Source organism: Halosolutus halophilus (genome assembly GCF_022869805.1).
Lineage (GTDB): Archaea > Halobacteriota > Halobacteria > Halobacteriales > Natrialbaceae > Halosolutus > Halosolutus halophilus.
In genome coordinates, this window is the sequence record NZ_CP094974.1 from 4,617,261 (window position 1) to 4,633,224 (window position 15,964).

The 15,964-nt window shown below is 65.2% G+C and carries 12 protein-coding genes; 6 read left to right on the plus strand and 6 right to left on the minus strand.

The annotated features are described in order from the left end of the window. The first annotated feature begins 88 nt into the window (after positions 1-88). From MUG98_RS22840 to MUG98_RS22850, 3 genes are all read left to right on the plus strand, one after another. Complete coding sequence (locus MUG98_RS22840) at positions 89-2,032, plus strand: AMP-dependent synthetase/ligase (protein ID WP_265109709.1); 1,944 nt, start codon at positions 89-91, stop codon at positions 2,030-2,032. 124 nt (positions 2,033-2,156) lie between these two features. Then, positions 2,157-2,363 carry a hypothetical protein gene (locus tag MUG98_RS22845; protein WP_265109710.1) on the plus strand — a complete coding sequence of 69 codons (207 nt, stop codon included), beginning with the start codon at positions 2,157-2,159 and terminating at the stop codon, positions 2,361-2,363. Positions 2,364-2,371: 8 nt separating this feature from the next. Continuing rightward, entirely contained in the window at positions 2,372-4,345 is a 1,974-nt protein-coding gene (locus MUG98_RS22850) for an AMP-dependent synthetase/ligase (protein WP_265112510.1), read from the plus strand. Positions 4,346-4,608: 263 nt separating this feature from the next. On the opposite strand, the gene MUG98_RS22855 is transcribed toward MUG98_RS22850, so the two are convergent. Both MUG98_RS22855 and MUG98_RS22860 read right to left on the minus strand, forming a co-directional pair. After that, a complete protein-coding gene (locus MUG98_RS22855; protein ID WP_265109711.1) occupies positions 4,609-4,983 on the minus strand; it encodes an ABC transporter permease in 375 nt (124 codons plus the stop codon). Positions 4,984-5,082: 99 nt separating this feature from the next. Then, the gene (locus tag MUG98_RS22860; protein ID WP_265109712.1) at positions 5,083-6,081 is read right to left on the minus strand and encodes an Acg family FMN-binding oxidoreductase; all 999 of its coding nucleotides are present in this window, start codon (positions 6,079-6,081) and stop codon (positions 5,083-5,085) included. Positions 6,082-6,375: 294 nt separating this feature from the next. Between MUG98_RS22860 and MUG98_RS22865 the strand changes: the two genes are divergently transcribed. Continuing rightward, complete coding sequence (locus tag MUG98_RS22865; protein ID WP_265109713.1) at positions 6,376-8,262, plus strand: cation:proton antiporter domain-containing protein; 1,887 nt, start codon at positions 6,376-6,378, stop codon at positions 8,260-8,262. 249 nt (positions 8,263-8,511) lie between these two features. Here the strand turns inward: MUG98_RS22865 and MUG98_RS22870 are convergent, their stop codons facing one another. Further along, on the minus strand, positions 8,512-8,895 hold the full coding sequence (locus tag MUG98_RS22870; RefSeq protein WP_265109714.1) for a hypothetical protein: 384 nt from the start codon (positions 8,893-8,895) through the stop codon (positions 8,512-8,514). Between the two features lie 192 nt (positions 8,896-9,087). Here MUG98_RS22870 and MUG98_RS22875 point away from each other — a divergent pair, with 192 nt between their 5' ends. Further along, positions 9,088-10,773 (plus strand): aldehyde ferredoxin oxidoreductase family protein, encoded by a 1,686-nt coding sequence (locus tag MUG98_RS22875; RefSeq protein ID WP_265109715.1) that lies wholly within the window; start codon positions 9,088-9,090, stop codon positions 10,771-10,773. Between the two features lie 65 nt (positions 10,774-10,838). Here MUG98_RS22875 and MUG98_RS22880 read toward each other — a convergent pair whose 3' ends face one another. The 3 genes from MUG98_RS22880 to MUG98_RS22890 all read right to left on the minus strand — a co-directional run bounded on the left by MUG98_RS22880 (position 10,839) and on the right by MUG98_RS22890 (position 13,793). Next, positions 10,839-12,014, minus strand: coding sequence for an MFS transporter (locus MUG98_RS22880; RefSeq protein WP_265109716.1), 1,176 nt, complete (start codon positions 12,012-12,014; stop codon positions 10,839-10,841). A gap of 80 nt (positions 12,015-12,094) precedes the next feature. Then, complete coding sequence (locus tag MUG98_RS22885) at positions 12,095-12,424, minus strand: hypothetical protein (RefSeq protein WP_265109717.1); 330 nt, start codon at positions 12,422-12,424, stop codon at positions 12,095-12,097. 232 nt (positions 12,425-12,656) lie between these two features. After that, positions 12,657-13,793 (minus strand): thiolase family protein, encoded by a 1,137-nt coding sequence (locus tag MUG98_RS22890; RefSeq protein WP_265109718.1) that lies wholly within the window; start codon positions 13,791-13,793, stop codon positions 12,657-12,659. A gap of 137 nt (positions 13,794-13,930) precedes the next feature. On the opposite strand from MUG98_RS22890, the gene MUG98_RS22895 reads away from it, so the two are divergent. Next, positions 13,931-15,889: a beta-propeller domain-containing protein gene (locus MUG98_RS22895; protein WP_265109719.1), complete on the plus strand. Its 1,959-nt coding sequence runs from the start codon at positions 13,931-13,933 to the stop codon at positions 15,887-15,889. The last annotated feature ends 75 nt before the right edge of the window (positions 15,890-15,964 follow it).

Sequence of the window (15,964 nt, forward strand, 5' to 3'; positions counted from 1 at the left end):
ATCCCGATCGGGTGGCGAGAATAAACGGAATTACAGATGGAATCGGTTTCATCACGTTTTATCGCACGGGAGCTACTGTCACGCGTATATGAACTGGCGGGACGCCGAACGAGAGTACGAGGACGAGGTGATCGGGGAGACGACGCTCGGACGAATGTTCGAAAATGCGGCCGAGCGGCACCCGAATCGCCCAGCGCAGAAGTACAAGGGGGGCGTCTACGATCGATCGCTGACCGAGGCGGTGTTGCCGGCCGCCTCGCCGGGGGAATTCCGGCCGATCTCCTACACGGAGATGCGCGGGATCGTGCGCAACCTCGCGGCGGGCTTTCGCGAACTCGGCGTCGAACGGGGTGATCGCGTCGGTATCTTCGCCAACACCCGGATGGAGTGGGCCCAGTCGGACTTCGCACTGCTGACGGCCGGCGCGGTCGTCACCACCGTCTACACGAGTTCCTCGCCCGACCAGGCGCGGTACCTGCTCGACGATCCGGACGCGAGCGGCGTCGTCGTCGAGAACGAGGAGGTCCTCGAGCGCGTCCTCGAGGTCGAAGACGACCTCGACCTCGAGTTCATCGTCTCGATGGACGAACTCGACGGCTACGCCGACCGCGAGGATATCCTGACTCTCGCCGAGGTCCACGACCGGGGCGAAGCGGCGTTCGACCTCGAAACCTACGAATCGTGGGTCGACGAGCCCGAGATGGACGACCTGGCGAGTATGATCTACACCAGCGGAACGACGGGCAAGCCGAAGGGGGTCGAACTGACCCACTCGAACTTCCGCTCGAACGTCAATCAGATCCGCAAGCGGTACGGCCCGCGGCCGGACAAACCGGACGACGTGCCGGTGATCGACGAGGCCGTCCAGTCGGTATCGTACCTGCCGCTGGCCCACGTCTTCGAGCGAACCTCGGGTCACTTCCTGCTCTTCGCGAGCGGTGCCTGCGTCGCCTACGCGGAGGATCCGGAGACGCTCCAGGAGGACTTCGGTGCGGTCCAGCCGAACACGGCGACCAGCGTCCCGCGGGTCTACGAGAAGATCTACGACGCGATCCGCGAACAGGCCAGCGAATCGTCGGTCAAGAAGCGCATCTTCGAGTGGGCGACCGACGTGGGGGTCGAGTACCAGCAGGCCGACGATCCCGGCCCGATCCTGGCGGCGAAACAGTCGCTCGCGGACAAACTGGTGTTCTCGACGGTCCGGGAGGCACTCGGGGGTAACGTCGAACTTCTGATCAGCGGCGGCGGGAGCCTCTCGCCGGAACTCTGTCGGCTCTATCACGCGATGGGGCTGCCGATCTACGAGGGCTACGGTCTCACCGAGACGTCGCCGGTCGTGACGGTCAACCCGCCAGAGGAGCCGAAGATCGGCACGATCGGACCGGCCCTCCCCGACGTCGAGTTGCGGATCGACGAGTCCGTCGCCGACCAGGAGGCCTTCGACGATCCCGGCGAGGTCGGCGAACTCCTCGTGAAGGGGCCGAACGTGTTCGGGGGGTACTGGGAGCGCCCCGGAGCGACCGATCGGGCGTTCACGGAGGACGGCTGGTTCCGCACCGGCGACATCGTCCATCTGCGGCCCGACGGCTACGTCGAGTTCCGCGATCGCGCCAAGCAGATCATCGTCCTCTCGACGGGGAAAAACGTCGCGCCGGCCCCGATCGAGGACGCCTTCGCGGCCAGCGAGCGCGTCGAGCAGGCGATGGTCGTCGGCGACGGCGAGAAGTTCATCGGGGCGCTCATCGTCCCGAACACGGAACGCGTCCGCGAGTGGGCCGGCGAGGAAGGGATCGACATCCCGGACGAACCCTCGGCGATGGTCGACGACGAACGCGTCCGCGAGTACATCGAGGAGGAGGTCGAGCGGGTCAACGAGGACCTCGAGAAACACGAGACGATAAAGCGGTTCGAACTCGTCCCACGGGAGTTCACCGAGAACAACGACATGCTGACCCCGACGATGAAGAAGAAGCGCCGCGTCATCCTGGACCGGTTCGAGGGCCGCGTCGATCGGATCTACGCCGAAGCCTGATCGGTCACGCTGGTGTGCGCGTCGAAGGTAGGTTCGAGAGCCACGATCGAGTGGTTTCGAGAGCCGCAACCGACCGCAACGGTCGGAACTATTATGCGCGTGCTGCTGGCGGGACTCGGTCAGAATGGCGTTCGTTGCCGAGGTGACCGTCCCGCCGGCGGCAGTCTCGTTCGGCCGCGTGCTCGACCGTCACGACGACCTGACCATCGAACTCGAGAACGTCGTCCCGACCCAGCAGGGCGCATGCCGTTCGTCTTCGTCCGGGCCGACGATCGATACGACCGCGACCGGGACGATCCCCCACTTTAATGATACGTCCGAAACATGGTAGAAGGACCAATGGACTGGCAGAACGCAGAACGGGGATTCTCGAGCGAGGTACTGGGGATGGAGCCGATCGGACGGCTGTTCGACGCGGCGGTCGAGCGAAACGCCGCGTCGGTCGCCCAGCAGTACAAGGGCGGCGTCTACGATCGGAGTCTTGCGGGGACGGCGTTCGAGCCGGCACCGGCGGGCGAGTACGCGAGTCTGACCTACGAGGAGATGGGCGACGTCGTACGCTCGCTGGCCGCGGGGTTTCGATCGCTCGGGATCGAAGCGGGCGATCGGGTCGGCATCTTCGCGGACACCCGGATGGAGTGGGCCCAGTCGGACTTCGCACTGCTGTCGGCCGGCGCGGTCGTCACCACCGTCTACACGAGTTCCTCGCCCGACCAGGCGCAGTACCTGCTCGACGATCCGGACGCGAGCGGCGTCGTCGTCGAGAACGAGGCGTTGCTCGAGCGCGTCCTCGAGGTCGAGGACGGCCTGGATCTCGAGTGGATCGTCGTGATGGACGACCTCGGCGACGAGCACGCCGATCGCGAGGAGGTCTACACGCTGGAGGCGGTGTACGAGCAGGGCGCGGTGGCGTACGATCCGGAGACGTACGACGAGTGGCTCGACGAGGTCGCCGTCGACGACCTCGCGAGTATCATCTACACAAGCGGGACGACCGGCCAGCCGAAGGGGGTGAAACTCACCCACCGGAACTTTCGGACGAACGTCAACCAGATCTACCGGCGGTACGGCCCGCGGCCCGACAAGGCCGACGACGTGCCGGCGATCGACGAGGAGAGTACGCTCGTCTCGTACCTGCCGCTGGCCCACGTCTTCGAGCGGACGTGTGGCCACTTCATGATGTTCACTGCCGGGAGCACCGTCGCCTACGCGGAGAGCGTCGACACGCTCCAGGAGGACTTCAGCCTCGTCCAGCCGACGGGCGCGACCAGCGTCCCGCGGGTCTACGAGAAGATCTACGACGCGATCCGCGAACAGGCGAGCGAGTCGCCGGTCAAAGAGCGCATCTTCGAGTGGGCCACCGACGTCGGCCGCGACTACTACCGGGCTGACAATCCGGGGCTGCTCCTCGAACTCAAGCGGACGATCGCGGACAAACTCGTCTTCAGCCAGGTCACGGAGGCACTCGGTGGGAATATCGAGTTCCTCGTCAGCGGCGGCGGGACGCTCTCGGAGGACCTCTGTACCCTCTATCACGGGATGGGCCTGCCCATCTTCGAGGGGTACGGACTGACCGAAACCGCTCCCGTCGTCTCGACGAACCCGCCCGAGAACGCGAAGATCGGCACGATCGGCCCGTCGGTGGTCGACTGCCAGGTCAAAGTCGACCGATCCGTGATTCCGGAGGGCGAGACGATCGACACGCTCGGCGAAACCGGCGAACTCCTCGTGAAAGGGCCGCACGTGACCGACGGGTACTGGGAGAAGCCCGAGGCAACGGAGCAGGCATTCACGGAGGACGGCTGGTTCCGCACCGGCGACATCGTCAGCATTCGCCCCGACGACTACATGGTCTTTCACGAGCGTTCGAAGCAACTCGTCGTCCTCTCGACGGGGAAGAACGTCGCGCCGGCCCCGATCGAGGACGCCTTCGCCGCGAGCGACGTCGTCGAGCAGTGTCTGGTGGTCGGCAACGGCGAGAAGTTCATCGGGGCGCTCATCGTCCCCAACTTCGAGCCGCTCGAACGGATCGCGGCCGAGGAGGGGATCGACCTGCCGGCCGATCCCGGGGCCGTCTGCGACCACGACTGGGTGCGCGATCGCATCGAGACGACTGTCGCCGAGGTCAACGAGCGCTTCGAGGCCCACGAGACGATCAAGGAGTTCCGCCTCGTCCCCGAGGAGTTCACCGAGGACAACGGGATGCTCACCCCGACGATGAAGAAGAAACGTCGGGTCATCCTGGAGGCGTACGACGAGGAGGTCGCGGACATCTACGGCGAGGACGCTCCCGAACGGCCGCAGACGGCGTAGCGGTCGTGGTGGTGGCTGAGACGCGTCTCGCTTCGATCGGCCCGAGTCCTGTTCTCGATCGGCGGCAGTCGTAGCATCGAATCGATGGGAACGACGCGGATTCGCGGCTTTGTCGCAATCCTGTGGGGATGACAAGTAGAGACGCTCCGACGCTAAGTACAGGTCAAACAATCAGCGGAGGGGGTCGATCTCCCCGATAGCTGTCAAAAACAGCGTGCTGAATACAGAGCAGGTGTGCACCGGTATCCGACGAAGTATTCGAGTCACATGCGGGACGAGAGCGACACTACAGCAATAATTACCACGTTGACGACGACGCCGGCATAGGCGACCGTGTAGTCGAGGGCGGTGAGGATCAGCGAAAAGACCACAACCGTGCTCAGCAACAGTTGCCAGTGATCCCAGTCCGTGACCAGCGCGCTGGCAGAGACGACGAACCCAACAGCAGCCACTGCCCAGAGGACGCCAAATACTCGCATTCCCGTGTCGCCCACGTCAACGAAGCCACCGAGGAGCGTTGTTTTGTAGGTAAACTCGGCGACTTCGGCAAGCTCGAGATAGACGGCCGTTCCGAGAAGATGGACTCCCCCGTGTGCTACGAGGACGAGCGCGGCCAAGTACGTGAGAAGACTAGCCATACATGAACTATACCTGATCCCGGAGTTATATTTTCGGTGTACGAGTCTCCTCCGCGTCGAGCGCTGGGGCCCGTGCGTAGCGAGAGGCCGAATTTACGCTCATTCGACGAGGAATTTCTCCAGCGGCCATCGAGGGGTGTGGCCCTGTTCCTCCTGTGGGTACCCGAGACGGAACAGCTGCTGTGGCAATTCGCCGTCTCCATCGAGTACGGACGCTAGGTCCTCACGCATCTCAGGGCGTTCCAGGATCTGGCTCATCGGGTGGACAGCGCCGCCGTTGCTGGACATAATCAGCGCCGCGCGTTCGAAAACTCGGCCAGTCTTGACACGTGCTGACGGGTCGTCCGAGTTCGTCGTGAGTACGCCGACAACCGGGGTGCTCTGGATCAATTTTGAGTTCTTTTTGGCTTCCCTGTCCCCGATATCCAGGTGGGTGACAACCGCCTGCCCGATCCGTGCCTTGAGCCACGAATCACCGAGCGCGCCGATCCCCATCCAGTACCCCAACTCTTCGCGATAGTCCGGGTGATCCATCTGGAGTCGGTCGGCCTCTGCCTGTAACGCGGCGATCGAGCCTTTCCGCTCGGAATCGTCGATCAATTCGAGTGTAACGTCGTCCTCGAGAACACAGTCTCGCAATTCGTCCCGAACGGAGTCACCGAGCGATTCGTCTCGGAAGAGTTGGTGGTTCGTGGATCGGTCCGTGATTTGAGCGAACAAATCCGGTGGACGGTGGGACGAAGTGTCGCTATCGGGTCGAAGCATGACGACGACCGGCACTGCGTCGTCGTGATACGCTATTTCGAAATCGAATCCGAACTGTTCGGCGGCAATGCACAAATTCTCGACGGCACACCCAAGACTAACGTATAACTCCCGATTGTCCGGGTCAGCCGCCTCCAGCCATCGCTCCTCGACGGCGTGGATCTCAATTCGTCCGTCCTCCACGACGAACTCCCAGGGCTGGGAGTTGTGACTCGATGGTGCGAGAATCGCGTATCGGAGGAGGAATCGCGCACGTTCGGCGAGTGGAGCGTCGGCCGGAAATTCCTCGGCATCGATCCTCCAAACGTCGGTTGTTAGGTCGCGTTCTTCCATACCGTAGTTTCAGGCACCTACTCTATTCATGCTCTCGCTACAAGCGCTCACGGCCAGAACGATTGATATCCTCGTATCCAGCACGGCTCCGTCAATACCAGTGGTAGCTGATAGAAGTAACAGCAGTAGGTTTGCACGTGTAGCGAACGGCTCGGGGCGCGACGGTTCGGCTGCGAACGCTGGGGATGACGACCGTCGCCTCGCAGGAGTTAACCGCCTGGAGAGCCTCCTTCCGGCAGGAATGGACGCACTAGCAGCGACGTGCCGACTGTTCGCCGAGCGACGCTCGAGAGTATGACGGGAGCAGAGGCTACCGGCGACCTGCTGGTGTTGGTCGCGGCGATCGTCGGACTCGGCGTTATCTCGCAGCTCCTGTCGGCGCGATTCCGGGTCCCGAGCGTCCTCTTTCTCATCCTCGCCGGCGTCGCGATCGGGCCGGAGGGGCTCGGCGTGTTGTCCGTCGCCTCGTTCGGCGGGAGCAGCGGGCTGTCGACGATCGTCGGCCTCTCGGTCGCCATCATCGTCTTCGAGGGCGCGTTCCACCTCAAGATCGACAAGATCAGGGAAGCGCCGGCGGCCGTGTTCCGATTGGTAACGGTCGGGGCAGCGATCGCGCTGGTCGGAACGGCCGTCGCGGTCCGGTTCTTCCTCGGGTCCACGTGGGACATCGCGCTGTTGATCGGGGCGCTGCTGGTCGCGACGGGCCCGACGGTCGTCACGCCGATCCTGAAGGTCGTCCCCGTCCGCGATCGGGTCGCAGCGACCCTCGAAACGGAGGGGATCGTCAACGACGTCACGGCGGCGATCCTCGCGATCGTGCTGTTCAAGGCGATGACCGTCCGGGAGCTGTCCGCCGACATCTACTTGCAACTGTTCGCCGAGCGGTTGGGGACGGGGCTGCTCGTCGGCGTCGTCGTCGCCGCGATCGTCTGGGGGATACTCCAGTACGTCGACATCTCGCCCGACGACGCGCCGCGGAACGCGCGGCTGCTCACGCTGGCGGGCGCGATCGTCGCCTTCGGGACGGCCGATTACGTCTTCTCCGAGGCGGGCGTCGCGGCTGCGGCGACGGCGGGCCTGATTCTCGGTAACGCCAACCTCCCCTACGAGGAGGAGATCGAGGCGTTCAAGGGCGACATTACGCTGCTCGTGCTCTCGTTCGTCTTCATCACCCTCGCGGCGTTGCTCGAGTTCGACCAACTGTTCGCGCTCGGGCTCGGTGGCGTCGCCGTCGTCGCGATCGTCATGCTCGTCTTGCGACCGTTCCTGGTCTTTCTCGCGACGCGTGGCGATCGATTCACGGTCAGGGAGCGAGTCTTCATGAGCGCCGTCGGGCCGCGGGGGATCATTCCGGCGTCGGTCGCGACGCTATTTGCGATCCGGCTGCAGACGGCCGAAGCGCCGACGAACCCTGCCGGTGCGGATCTGCTCGTCGGGACGGTCTTTCTCGTCATCTTCGTGACGGTGGTCATCGAGGGCGGGTTCGCCAGACAGATCGCGGAAAAACTCGAGGTAATACCCATGCGTGTACTCATCATCGGCGGCGGCCGGGTCGGCCGCTCGCTGGCAGAACGGCTCGAAGCGCGCGGTGAAAACGTGGTCCTGATCGAGAACGACCGGACGGCCCTCGAGGGCCTTCGCAACGACGGGTACAGTGCTCGCGAGGGCGACGGGACCGACGTCGAGGTGTTACGCGAGGCGGGGGTGGAGAACGCCCGAATCGTCGTCGCGGCGACCGGCGACGACGACGTGAATCTCCTCGTCGCGCAACTCGCCGAGTCGAATTTCGACGTCCAGACGGTGATCGCCCGGGCGAACAATCCCTCGAACGCGTCGGCGTTCGAGGATCTCGGCGTCGAAACCATCTCCGCCGCCGAATCGACGGCGTGGGCGATCGACAACGTGATCGAACGGCCCGCGCTCTCGAACTGGATGTCAGAACTCGGTCGATCCGGCGACGTTCAGGAAATCGAGGTCACCGACGGCGATCTCGTCGGCGAGCGGATCGTCGACGTCGGGAGCGAACTGCCGAACGGCGTTCTCATCGCGCTCGTGAGTCGAAACGGGGAAAGCGAGGTCCCGAACCCCGACGTCGAACTGCAGCACGGGGATCACATCACGCTCATCGGCCGAACCGAGGCGGTTCGCGAGGCGATCGAGCGCTGTGGCGTGCCGGTGTAGCGGTCGCCGACGGTAACCGGCGAGTCCTCAGACCACGAGCCGGACCACGGTAAAGAGGATGAGTACGCCCGTGATGTCACAGACGTTCGTAAGGATTGACTGAACGGGTACTCCCGTCCCAGTCTTGCGTATCGAGGGCCGCGGTGTGCGGTCGGCGGTGTACGGTTGGCGTCGAACACCGCCGGGCGGTCGCGTCGGGCGGTCGCGGCGGACGGTGACGGTGACGACGGTGCGTTCGCCGACGCCCGGTCAAAATCCGTAGTAGACGTGGGCGAGGTGCCCTTCCGGACAGCGGGCCGTCAGACACCGGCGCTGGGCGTTCGACTCGGTTTCGGCCTCGAGTGCTGGATCCGGGCTATCGGTGATCCCGAAAACGTTCGCATCCTGTGGCATACCGACCCGCAGCGGTGTGCCACAGGTCGGGCAGTCGGTGTCGGCCCATTCCCTCATGCATCCGCTTATCCGGACCGACGGCGGTTCGCTCTTGACCCTAACAACCCAGTCGACCGTGCGGATTCCGCCCGGACGACGACGGGTACAGTATCTCGCCGGATCGGCCGGCGCTCTCGACCGCGTACTGTGGTCTTCGATCGGGTTGCTCTCGGTTTCGGGGTTCCCGACGACTGCGTCCACGCTCCACGCGTCCCTCGGGACGGAACTGTGTCGCCCAGGCCTCCATCGGGTCGAACCTGTGTCGTTCACGCCTCTATCGGGATGGAACTGGGACCCGTAACGGCCGCCGGAACCGGCCCGTCGCTTCACGACGGCAACGCGAGTCCGACGAACCGGTACCGATTTGAGGTAGCGCCTGTCACCTACTGGCATATGAAACACGTGCGAGGACCGCTGTGTTCGATCGACGTCGGTGACCGAACCGCTGAGACAGAACCGATCGACGACGTCCTCGAGTCGTTCGTGGGTGGCCGAGCCCTGGGAACCAAGCTGGCTCACGATCGGATCCCGTTCGACGTCGACCCGCTGGGGCCGGACAACCGGCTCTACTTCGCGACGGGCCCGCTCCAGCACTCGACGATGAGTTTCACGGGACGGATGTCGGCGACCGGCGTCTCGCCGCTGACGGACGGGCTGCTCTCCTCGAACGCGGGTGGCTTCCTCTCGCGGAACTTCACGGGGACGGGGTACAGCGCCGTCGAGGTGACCGGCGCGAGCGACGACCTCGTGATCGTCCACGTCACCGACGAGGGGGTCGAGTTCGAAGCGGTACCCGAACTCGAAGAAGCGACCGTCTCGGAGACCTGCGAGTACGTCGAAGACGAACACGGACTCGAGTCCGAACACACCGCCGTCGTCGGCCCGGCCGGCGAGAACGAGGTCCGGTTCGCCTCGATCATGACCTCCGAGGAACGTGCCTTCGGGCGGGGCGGCCTCGGCGCAGTCCTCGGCGCGAAGAACGTCAAGGCGATCACCTTCGACGGCGACTCGACCCGCGAGGTCGAGATTCCTCCGCTCCAGATGGACGTCCACCGCGAGGCCGCCCAGGCCGACCATCCCATGAAACAGCAGGGGACGACCTCCGTCGCCGAGTACGCGAACATGGTCGAAGCCCTGCCGACTCGATACTTCTCCGACCTCTCCTTCGAGGGCATCGACGGCATCAGCGGCGATCGCGTCGAGGAGAAAAAGTACAAGAAAGGGACGTGTTCGGCCTGCGCGTTCGCGTGCAAACTCCCGACCAGAGACGAGGAGTCGGGGCTCGAAACCGAGGGGCCCGAGTACGAGACGCTGATGGCGTTCGGCTCGAACTCGGGCATCGACGATATCGTCGACCTGATGAAGTCGAACAAGCTGTGTGACGATCTCGGACTCGACACGATTTCGGCGGGCGACGTCGTCGCAGCCTATCTCGCCAGCGAGGACGAGTTCGGAAACGCCGAGTTGATCCACGACCTCGTCGAACGGATCGCCTACCGCGACGGAATCGGCGATCGGCTCGCGGAGGGGGTCGATCGGATCCACGACGACCTCGGCGTCGAGAACTGGTCGGTCAAGGGGATGGAGTTCTCCGCCCACGACGGCCGCACCCTCAACGGGCAGGGACTCGCCTTCGCGACCTCGAACCGCGGGGCCGACCACATGTACGCCGAATTCTACCCCTACGAGTACCCGCTCGTCGACGCCGACAAGGCCTTCGACAAGGAGGGACTCGAGAACAAGCCGCCGAAGATCGTCGAACTCGAGAACGTCAACGCGATCAAGGACAGCGCCGTCCTCTGTAAGTTCTCGCGGGACTTCGTGAACGAGGAGCGCCTGGAGACGCTGCTCGACGCCGACTACGAGGACCTGCAGGCGCTCGGCAGCACCGTCGTCTCGCTCGAACGCCACTTCAACAACCAGCGCGGCTTCGACGAGAGCGACGACACGCTCCCGTACGAGTTGCCGGACTTCGAGTCCGCTCTGCAGGAGTACTACGACGAACGCGGCTGGAACGAGGACGGGACGGTCCCCGAGGGCACGTTCGAGAGCGACACCGCCGCACCGGCCGACGACTGATCGGTACCCGACGCCGATCGGTCCGGTTCGCGGTTCGATTTTCCCGTGAGAAGTACGTTAGCGACTCAGTTCGCGGCCGCCCCGGCCGTCGGCGCGTCCGGCGTGCCGGTCCAGGCCCACGTCACCGCGACCGTCACCGGGAGCGCACTCGCAACGACGACGGCGAGCCACAGCGCCCGATCGATGCCGTACAGCTCCGCGAGAACGCCGACGACGGCGGGAGCGATCGCGATTCCGGCGTAGGTCGCGCCGGTCGTCAGGGCGTTGAGCGGTCCGCTGTACTCCGGGGCGGCTTCGACGGCGTACGCCGACAGCGTCGGGAACCCGCTGGAGAGTCCGGCACCGGCGACGAACACTGCGAGGAACAGGACGGGGCCGGTAATCCCGGAGAACGCGACCGTGAGCGACGGAATCGCGGGGAACGTCGCGACGAGCAACAGCGCGAGGTACGGGACGCGACTGACGGCGATCGTGTAGCTGGCGCGAGCGGGAACGTACGCCAGTAGATACGCCGACAGCAGGAGGTTGGCCGTCGTCGTCCCGTAGAAGCCGGTCGCGTAGTACGCGAGCCAGGTGAAGAGGATCCCCTCGACGGACCCGACGAGTAGCATTCCGGTGCAGGCACCGACGACGGCCGGTCGCCGGAGCAGGTCGCGGAGCGCGGCCACCGAGAGCGATCGTTCGGCCGACATCGAGGGGAGGTCGACACGGCCCGCGACGATCGCGGTCGGGACGAAACACAGGGCGATCACGACGAAGACGGCCCGCCAGTCGGCGACCGCGAGCACGGCACTGACGAGTTGCGGACCGAGGACGGCACCCACGGCCCACACGAGCGCGTAGACGGTGAAGACGCGACCGCGGCGAGCGGTGTACAGGTGGCTCAACACGACCCGATCGAGGCCGCGGAACACTCCTGCGGCACCGCCCTGTGCGAGGAGTGCGAGCAGAAAGAGGACGTACAGGGGTGCGCCCGCCATCAGAACGAGCGCGCCACAGACCCCGACGACGCCGAGAAGCAGGGCCCACCGGATCCGGAGCCGACCCGCGAGAAACCCCGTCACGATCGCGGCCACGACGAAGCCGGCCGTCCCCGCGGGGGCGACGAGTCCGAGTGCGGCCTCGGAGACGCCGAAGCCGTCTTCGAGGCTGGCGAGGATCGGTCCCCGGGCCTGCATCGCGATCGCGTCACCGAAGACGAACAGGAAAATCGCCGCCGTCCAGACGCGTTCCCGGTCCATGCTGGCCCTTCGTCGCGCCGGTGAAAACGGTACTCATCTGCGACGAACCGGTCGGTGCGCCGCGCGCCCGATCGGTCGAGTCAGTCGGGCCGATCGGACTCGCCTTCCGCGTCGTCCTCCGGCGAGAGTCGATCGTCACCCCGGGACGGCAGCGTGGTGTCGTCGGCCCGCGAGGGATGGATGTTGAAGTTGTGCCCCCGGTACGGATCGCTCTCCGGGTCGTAGGACAACTCGCTCCGCTCGAAGAGGTAGATGAAGAAGCCGAAGATCGGGATGCAGAAGGTGATCGCCGCCCACTTCTCGCGGGGTTCGAGGCCGACCCGATCGGCGTCGTAGTAGGCGACCGCGGTGAGCCCGAGGTGCCAGGCCAGCGGAATGCCGACGACGGCTGCCAGCAGGTGCGTGCTCATACCGGAGCTACGGCTCGAGGCTACTAAACCGTCGGTACGATCGGATCACGATCGACGCAGCGGACACGCCGGGGATCGATCGTTTCGGTCGATCTCGAACTCGATCGCCACACCCTGGCGCGGCCACCCTTTGTCTCGGCCGCTTCACTCGCTTCGTTCGCTCGCGGTTCCGACGTCGTTCGAACGGCGTTTCCCTCACAAAATCTGGACAAAAAGGCCCAGACGAACCGTCTCAGTTGACGTCGAACTCGATCGCCGCTCCCTGTCCGAAGCCGACGCACAGCGTCGCGAGGCCGAGACCGCCGCCGCGCTTCTGGAGTTCGTTGATCAGCGTGACCGGCAGCCGAGCCCCGGAGGCACCGAGCGGGTGGCCGATCGCGATCGCGCCGCCGTTGACGTTGAAGATTTCGGGGTCGATGCCGAGTTCGTCGCGGGAGTAGATCGACTGGCTGGCGAAGGCCTCGTTGAGTTCGACGAGGTCGTAATCGTCGATATCGCGGCCGTTGCGCTCGAGCAGTCCCCGCGTGGCGGGCACCGGCCCGATCCCCATGACGGTCGGGTCGACGCCGGCGACGTTGTTCCTGCCGATCTCGGCCATGATCTCGAGATCGTGTTCGTTCGCGAACGCCTCGCTCGTGACGAGCAGGGCGGAGGCACCGTCGGAGATCTGCGAGGCGTTGCCGGGCGTGACCGTGCCGTCGGACTTGAAGACGGTCGGCAGGTCGGCGAGCTTCTCGGCGGTTGTGCCCGGGCGAATGCCCTCGTCCTCGGTGACGGTGCCGTCTTCGGTCTCGATCGGGACGATCTCGTCGTCGAAGCGACCCTCCTCGGTCGCTTCGGCCGCGCGCTGCTGGCTGCGGGCCGCGTACTCGTCCTGTTCCTCGCGGCTGACGCCGTACTCCTCGGCGACCTTCTCCGCAGTCATCCCCATCTGGAGTTCGCCCATGTTGTAGAGTTCGGCCATCTTGGGGTGGACGTTCGGGGTGTTCTCGCCCATCGGAACCCGGCTCATCGACTCGACGCCGCCGGCGATGATCGCGTCGCGGTTGCCCGCGGCGATCGCGTCGGAGGCGGAGATGACCGACTGCATGGAGGAGGCACACCAGCGGTTGATCGTCGTCGCCGGGACCTCCTCGCCGAGTTCGGAGAGGAGGGCGATGACGCGGGCCAGGTTGTTGCCCTGTTCGCCGCGCTGCTGGGCACAGCCCCACATCAGGTCGTCGATGTCCTCGCCGGTGAGGCCCGTCTCGGCGAGAATCTCGTCGATCAGTGGTACCGACAGGTCCTCGCTGCGAAGGTCCGCGAAGACGCCGTCTTCTTTCCCCTGTGGGGTTCGCACCGCGTTGACAACGACAGGTGTCTGTGACATACAATACCGAATGTCCCTCATTAACTTAAATCCGACACAACTCCCTCGGGCGGGCTGGCGGTTTACGATGTCTCGTGGGTGAAATCGCCGTTTTACCTTTCGGTGATGCCTTATTACAGTGATACGTTTGGCAGACTATGCCTGATCGAACGAGACTGATCGCGATCGCCCTCGCGGCGTTGCTCGTCGGGTCGGCCATCGGCGTCGGCCTCACGACCCTGTTCGACGAATCGCGTGTCGACGCAACGTCGCCAGACGACCGGTCCGGATCGCCGCTCGGTGAATCGTCCGACGCGTCCCTGACGACCTTCGAATCGGACGACGAGTTCGCCGCGTACTTCGACGACGATCGATCGGGACTCGTCCAGTCGGGCGGCCCGACCGTCGCTCGGGCCGGCGGCGACGACGGGGCAGTCGAGGAGGACGTGGAGTTCGACGCCGCCAGGAACGAGGCGGCCGACGCCGATACCGACTCCGCCGCCGGTGACAGCGCCACTGCGAGCGAACCGCGACACTCCGAGACGAACGTTCAGGAAGCCGGGATCGACGAACCGGACGTTCTGAAGACCGACGGCGAGTCGGTCTACTACGCCGACGTCCGGTACACCTCCCGATGGGAGGAGACGACCATCGTCGACGTGAGCGAACCAGCGAATCCGGAACGGATCGGCTCGATTCCGCTCTCCGGCACGCTGTTGCTCGCGAACGACACGCTCGTCGTGCTCGGCCACGACCAGGTCGCCGGCTACGACGTGAGTGATCCCGCCGATCCCGAGGAGCAGTGGCGGAAGGACCTCGACGCGAGGATCGACACCGCCCGCCTGTACGACGGCGACCTCTATCTCGTCCTCGTCGATCGACCCGGGAGCGACCCGTGTCCGATCGAGCCCTACGGCGATCGGGCGATCGAGTGCACCGACGTCGTCCGTCCCGACGCGCCGGCCGACGCGGACGTCGTCTACACGGCCATGCGCGTCGACCCCGAGACGGGGGACGTCGAGAGCGAGGAGAGCGTGATCGGCTCGCAGTCGCACTCGGCGACGTACGTCTCCGAGGAGGCGATCTACCTCTCGTACACGCGATCGACCTCCGAGTACGACCTGCTGCGGTCGTACCTCCTGAGCGAGAACGGCAGCGAGGTACTCGACGAGACCGCCCGCGATCGGGTCCGGACGCTCGCCGATCTCGACATCTCCGAGCGCGCGAAGACGGTCGAACTCCGCGAGATCATCGACGACTGGTACGACAGGATGGACGACGCCGAACGCAGGGAGGCCCGGCGGACGTTCGACGACGGCCTGGCGGCGTACGTCGAGGACAACCAGCGGGACCTGACGCGAACCGGGATCGTCAGGATCGACATCGACGGGGAACTGACCGCCGACGGGAACGGCGAGGTGCCCGGATACCCGCTGAACCAGTTCTCGATGGACGAACACGACGATCACGTGCGCATCGCGACGACGATCCCCCGGAGCCACGGCGTCGACTCCGAGAACGACGTCTACGTCCTCGATTCGGACCTCGAGACGGTCGGCGCGGTGACCGGACTCGGACTCGACGAGCGCGTCTACTCCGTGCGCTTCGAGGGCGACGAGGGCTACGTCGTCACCTTCCGCGAGATCGATCCGTTCTACACGCTCGATCTTTCGGACCCCACGGAACCGACCGTCGAGGGCGAACTCAAACTGCCCGGATTCTCCGAGTACCTCCACCCGCTCGAGGAGGACCTCGTGCTCGGGGTCGGTCAGGAAGAACGCCAGCCCAAACTCTCGCTGTTCGACGTGAGCGATCGCGAGGATCCGATCGAGCGCGACTCGGTGATCCTCACCGACGAGCACTACAGCGACGTCAGCCGGACCCACACCGCCTTCCTGCAGGACGAAGCGTACGACGTGTTCTTTGTGCCGGGAAGCGAGCACAGTTACGTGTTCGGCTACGAGGGCGGTGAACTCGAGGAGGTCGCCCGCGTCGACGTCGGCGGGCCCGGAACGCGCGCGATGTACGTCGACGACTACCTCTACGTGTTCGGGCAGGACGAGGCCGTCGTCCTCGACCAGACCACCTGGGAGGAGGAGACGCGACTCGATCTGTAACGAGGCGACGCCTCCTTCCCGCTCGACTCGACGGTTCCGAGCGAGCGCGCCGAGGGGAATCCTTTTCCCGTCCGT

Bases quoted from the DNA above. Each gene is read 5' to 3' on its own strand.
- MUG98_RS22840 (WP_265109709.1), top strand. From the start codon at position 89: ATGAACTGGCGGGACGCCGAACGAGAGTACGAGGACGAGGTGATCGGG.
- MUG98_RS22845 (WP_265109710.1), top strand. From the start codon at position 2,157: ATGGCGTTCGTTGCCGAGGTGACCGTCCCGCCGGCGGCAGTCTCGTTC.
- MUG98_RS22850 (WP_265112510.1), top strand. From the start codon at position 2,372: ATGGACTGGCAGAACGCAGAACGGGGATTCTCGAGCGAGGTACTGGGG.
- MUG98_RS22855 (WP_265109711.1), bottom strand. From the start codon at position 4,983: ATGGCTAGTCTTCTCACGTACTTGGCCGCGCTCGTCCTCGTAGCACAC.
- MUG98_RS22860 (WP_265109712.1), bottom strand. From the start codon at position 6,081: ATGGAAGAACGCGACCTAACAACCGACGTTTGGAGGATCGATGCCGAG.
- MUG98_RS22865 (WP_265109713.1), top strand. From the start codon at position 6,376: ATGACGGGAGCAGAGGCTACCGGCGACCTGCTGGTGTTGGTCGCGGCG.
- MUG98_RS22875 (WP_265109715.1), top strand. From the start codon at position 9,088: ATGAAACACGTGCGAGGACCGCTGTGTTCGATCGACGTCGGTGACCGA.
- MUG98_RS22880 (WP_265109716.1), bottom strand. From the start codon at position 12,014: ATGGACCGGGAACGCGTCTGGACGGCGGCGATTTTCCTGTTCGTCTTC.
- MUG98_RS22885 (WP_265109717.1), bottom strand. From the start codon at position 12,424: ATGAGCACGCACCTGCTGGCAGCCGTCGTCGGCATTCCGCTGGCCTGG.
- MUG98_RS22890 (WP_265109718.1), bottom strand. From the start codon at position 13,793: ATGTCACAGACACCTGTCGTTGTCAACGCGGTGCGAACCCCACAGGGG.
- MUG98_RS22895 (WP_265109719.1), top strand. From the start codon at position 13,931: ATGCCTGATCGAACGAGACTGATCGCGATCGCCCTCGCGGCGTTGCTC.